At 39.0% G+C, this 4055-nt stretch carries 3 protein-coding genes; all 3 read right to left on the bottom strand.

Annotation, left to right across the window (positions count from 1 at the left end):
• Positions 1-66: 66 nt before the first annotated feature.
• The 3 genes from HWQ44_RS14980 to HWQ44_RS14970 all read right to left on the bottom strand — a co-directional run bounded on the left by HWQ44_RS14980 (position 67) and on the right by HWQ44_RS14970 (position 3396).
• Entirely contained in the window at positions 67-1167 is a 1101-nt protein-coding gene (locus HWQ44_RS14980) for an AI-2E family transporter (RefSeq protein ID WP_292719821.1), read from the bottom strand.
• A gap of 118 nt (positions 1168-1285) precedes the next feature.
• Positions 1286-2719: a bifunctional orotidine-5'-phosphate decarboxylase/orotate phosphoribosyltransferase gene (locus tag HWQ44_RS14975; RefSeq protein ID WP_292719819.1), complete on the bottom strand. Its 1434-nt coding sequence runs from the start codon at positions 2717-2719 to the stop codon at positions 1286-1288.
• A 77-nt stretch (positions 2720-2796) separates the two neighbouring features.
• Complete coding sequence (locus HWQ44_RS14970; protein WP_292719817.1) at positions 2797-3396, bottom strand: cytochrome b/b6 domain-containing protein; 600 nt, start codon at positions 3394-3396, stop codon at positions 2797-2799.
• Positions 3397-4055: the final 659 nt, after the last annotated feature.

The raw sequence follows: 4055 nt of genomic DNA, 5'->3' as shown, positions 1-4055 counted from the left end.
CCAAAAGATTTACCTGCACTACCTCCTGCCGTTTTCTAACCGTCGAACTCACGTTAAATTAACGACTCATTGCGATATTGATTTTTCTGTCAAGAATTCTGATGTTGCTTCACTTCCAACGACATTATCAGAATCACTAGATTTAGAAAAACCATCTGCCACATCTTTGATAAAACCAGCTACAGGTACTGCAACTAGTAAACCCAAGACTCCTCCGACATTGGTTCCGACAAGTAAAGCAACTAATACCCATATTGGTCTAAGTCCAGTAAATTTACCTAATAATCGTGGTGCGATCGCCTGATCGATTAACTGATCAATGACCACAGCTACTGCAAAAACCTTCGCGGCTAGCCAAAAGTCGTGTGTAGCTATTATGAAAGTAATTGTAATCAAACTGACGACATCACCAAAGGGAATTAAGCTCAAAACCCCAACTCCCAAACCAAAGAGTAAACCAAACTGAACTTGAAAACCTAAAAACAATAATGTTACTGAAACACCCATCATAAAAGCCAAAGTTATCTGACCAATCAAGTAATTCTGGAAGTTTTGCTGAATAGATTGGCTTACTTTCTGGGCAAAATTTCCCGGCAACTTCTTAAATATTCCTTGCCAAATTCTTGGGCCGTCTAACAACAGGTAAAAAGTCAACACCACTGTGATTAATGACTCAGAAACACTATCAATAGTATCTATAATAATACTTAAAAGTTTATCTGAAACAAACTCTAATTCACTAGGTAACTTGTTAGTTATTTGTGTTAATAACTGACTTAGATTCACATTTAAGTTGTGCCGAAAAAACCAATCATTTACGATTTGAAGTTTTTCTTCGCTAGAATCAATCCATTGGGGAAAAACTTTAACCATCTCATTAAATTGCTCTAAAACAATGGGCACTAAAGTAATACCCAGAGCAACAACAATTACCAATGCCAATATAAAAACTAACGCTACTGCATAGCTGCGTTTAACTCCCCCCTGTTGGAGAATCGAAACAGGATAGTTTAAAACGAATGCAAGCAAAGTAGCCAGGACAAGAATTGTTACGACAGGTTGAAAGTTTTTAACTAGTAAAAGTACTAGCCAAGCATTGAGAAATACTAGAGGGAATAGCAGCGTAAAAATTAACCATCTAAGTAGTTGATTCAGTGAAAAACTCATAATTATTTTAAAAATCCAAATTATTCTATTTACTAGATTGAACAGAGTAATTAAATATGGACAAGAGGAAATAGATAAAAAATCTTCCCCCATTCCCTACTCCCTATTATTCCAATTACTAACTTTCAGCAAAAGCTAAAAATTGCTCCTCATTTATTCGCCCTGCTTGATAAAGAGTATTAGTAATTTCCGAAATGGTTAAAACCGCATGACTGCGATAACCATTTTGCTGTAACCTATCTTTCACCCCCTGTTCATGATCGATAAATACCACAATATCATCAACTTTTAATCCTGCTGATTCCAACTTTCCTGCCCCTTCCATGACACTTTTGCCGCTGATGAGAATATCGTCAACCACCACAACTGTTTCACCAGGATGAAAGTTACCCTCAATTACTCTCCGAGTTCCGTGTGCTTTTACCTCTTTCCGCGGGAAAATCATTGGACAATGAAGGCGCAAAGCTAAACCAGTCGCAGTAGGTAAAGAACCGTAGGGAATACCTGCTAATCTATCAAAGTTGAGATTCTTCAAAATATCCTCATAAGCTGTGAGAACTTGATTAAAAACTTGGGGATTGGAAATAATTTTGCGTAAGTCGACGTAATAAGGAAATATAGCTCCTGATGCTTGGACAAAGCTGCCAAACATAATACAGTCAATGTCATAAAGTTGTAAAATCAAGTCCTGTTGAGGATGCTGATTTAGCAAACAAACATCAGGAAACCACACAGAACAAGTGGAATTTTCATAAATAATTTCAGTTTTGATTTGATTAATTTTTGTGCGTAGAGACTGGACTTCCTCAGATAATTGTGTGTTTCCCAACATATCTTGAGGGACAGGAATCAGCAAACCATCACCATTACTATTCAACCCTGCTTCTAGAATTTGCTTCAGATTTTGACCCTCCGCCCAGATGCTACGCGCTAGAATAATTCGTTCAGGCGCAACTGCTCGAATAAGTGCTAAAACTTCAGGGTTTGTAGTCCCTACCTCCAAACCCAATTGTTCTGGAGTTCCCCAGGTTTTTGATTCTTTTACCACCTGTAAATAAAGGGGTGATTCGTTTGTAGGATATTGCTGTAAAGCTTCTGCACCTGGATTAGAAGTACAGCATAAAATAAACACCGCTTTATCAGGATAGACCAAAAAAGGTGCTACATGATCTTGTCCTGTATAAGGGCTGAGAGTGATTGCATCTACCTGCCATTCTGTAAACACAGTCTGGGCAAAGATGGTACTAGTATTTAAGTCGCTGTGCTTGGCATCTAAAATAACTGGGATGTGGGCTGGAATAGCTGCTAAAGTTTTGTACAGCAGTTCTAAACCAGGAATACCTAACGCTTCGTAGAAGCCAAGTGTCGGTTTATAGGCACAAACGAAATCAGACGTTTCCGCAATAATGAATTGTAACCACTTCTCCAAACCAACGATGAGTTCTTCAGATTCATAACGCACAGGCATCATTTCTGGATTTGGATCGAGTCCTACAAATAGTAAGCTTTGATTTTGCAAGATATTCCGATTCAATTTATCAAAAAAGTTCATTTTTTTAGTTTATAAAAGTGTCATTTGTCATTTGTCATTAGTACCCATGTTTCCCTATCTCTATGACCAGAGTTTGTTTATTCAAACATTGATTCTGTTAGTTGAGTACCACCAGCCTTACGCCCTAATTGATAGTGAATTACTACAAATAAGAGAACTATCGGGACTGAGGCAAAGTGAACGATTCGCAATGCTTGCCAATTGCCAAATAAATCCACAATCCAGGGAAATTGAGCAGGTTTATACATTCCTATTCCTGTAAATAATGCCAGCAGCAAAATAGGAATAATTGCTGTATAAGCAATCCGATGCCAAGCATAAATTAGGCGTTGGGAATTTTGAGTTTTTTGTAATGCTTTGAAGTCATTAGCACCGACAAAGCGATGTCGCCAGCGGCGGGTAATTAAAATGTAAATTCCATACCACAACAGATTCAGCGAGAATAGCCACATTGCTGCAAAATGCCAGTGTCTACCTCCTGCAAGCCAACCTCCTAAAGTAAAAATCGGAGGAATGTGCAAACCTGCACGTCCACCAAAGACAGGGTTGGCGTTGTAAATTTGTAGTCCACTGGTGAGCATGATAAATAGACTAATGATGTTACAGGAGTGGAAAATTTTGGCTCCTATTGCTTGAGTGGGTCGCTTTCGAGTTGGAGAGGGAACGGTGGAAGTCATAAATTTTGACTGATAAAATTTGCTGTTTATCTGTCTTGGGTAAATAGCCCAGCAAGTTTGGGGGTGGGCATTACTCACCTTTATTTTCCCATCATTAGATTCAGTATTCTGACATTGATGGTTTACCATCTGCTGTTTTAACTGTCAGTGGCTAGGGTTGTCCTAAGCTAAATTGTCAAAATTGGGTGATATATTACAGCAGTATGCTCGTAATAATACGATAAATTGCATTGCATCACTCCCTCGCTCAAACGACTGCTGAGGCTCGAATCCCAATTTTTGCCATACCCGTATCGCACGCTTGTTGAATGCTGCGATCGCCACCCGAAAAACTTTTGGCTTAAATAAACTGTCTGCAAAGTCCAATAGGGCATTGGCATACTCAATATCCTTTCTTCGGTTTTGTAAAGGCTTTTTTCACAATAGGATAACGAGTTGGTGGCTAGCGAGGTCTACCGGGAGTCCAACCAGGGGACTTTTCTTGCTTGTTTGGGGCCAGGTGCAGGTATTTTGTTTGTGTGATCTCCTGCTAATACCATTTGTCGTGTTGGCGACAACTGTGCCGTATAGAACCCATTTGATATCTTTTAGACGAGCAAGTAGAATCAACAGAAATTAGGTGCATTGAAACAGTTTAGGGTTGAAAATGGGGTATTCAA

It is taken from the genome of Nostoc sp. JL34 (assembly GCF_017114945.1).
Taxonomy (GTDB): domain Bacteria; phylum Cyanobacteriota; class Cyanobacteriia; order Cyanobacteriales; family Nostocaceae; genus Nostoc.
The sequence above is the reverse complement of the archived record's forward strand: the minus strand, read 5'-3'. Positions and strand labels throughout refer to the sequence as shown.

Excerpts from the sequence above, each read along its gene's own strand:
- HWQ44_RS14980 (WP_292719821.1), bottom strand. The coding sequence starts at position 1,167 with ATGAGTTTTTCACTGAATCAACTACTTAGATGGTTAATTTTTACGCTG.
- HWQ44_RS14975 (WP_292719819.1), bottom strand. The coding sequence starts at position 2,719 with ATGAACTTTTTTGATAAATTGAATCGGAATATCTTGCAAAATCAAAGC.
- HWQ44_RS14970 (WP_292719817.1), bottom strand. The coding sequence starts at position 3,396 with ATGACTTCCACCGTTCCCTCTCCAACTCGAAAGCGACCCACTCAAGCA.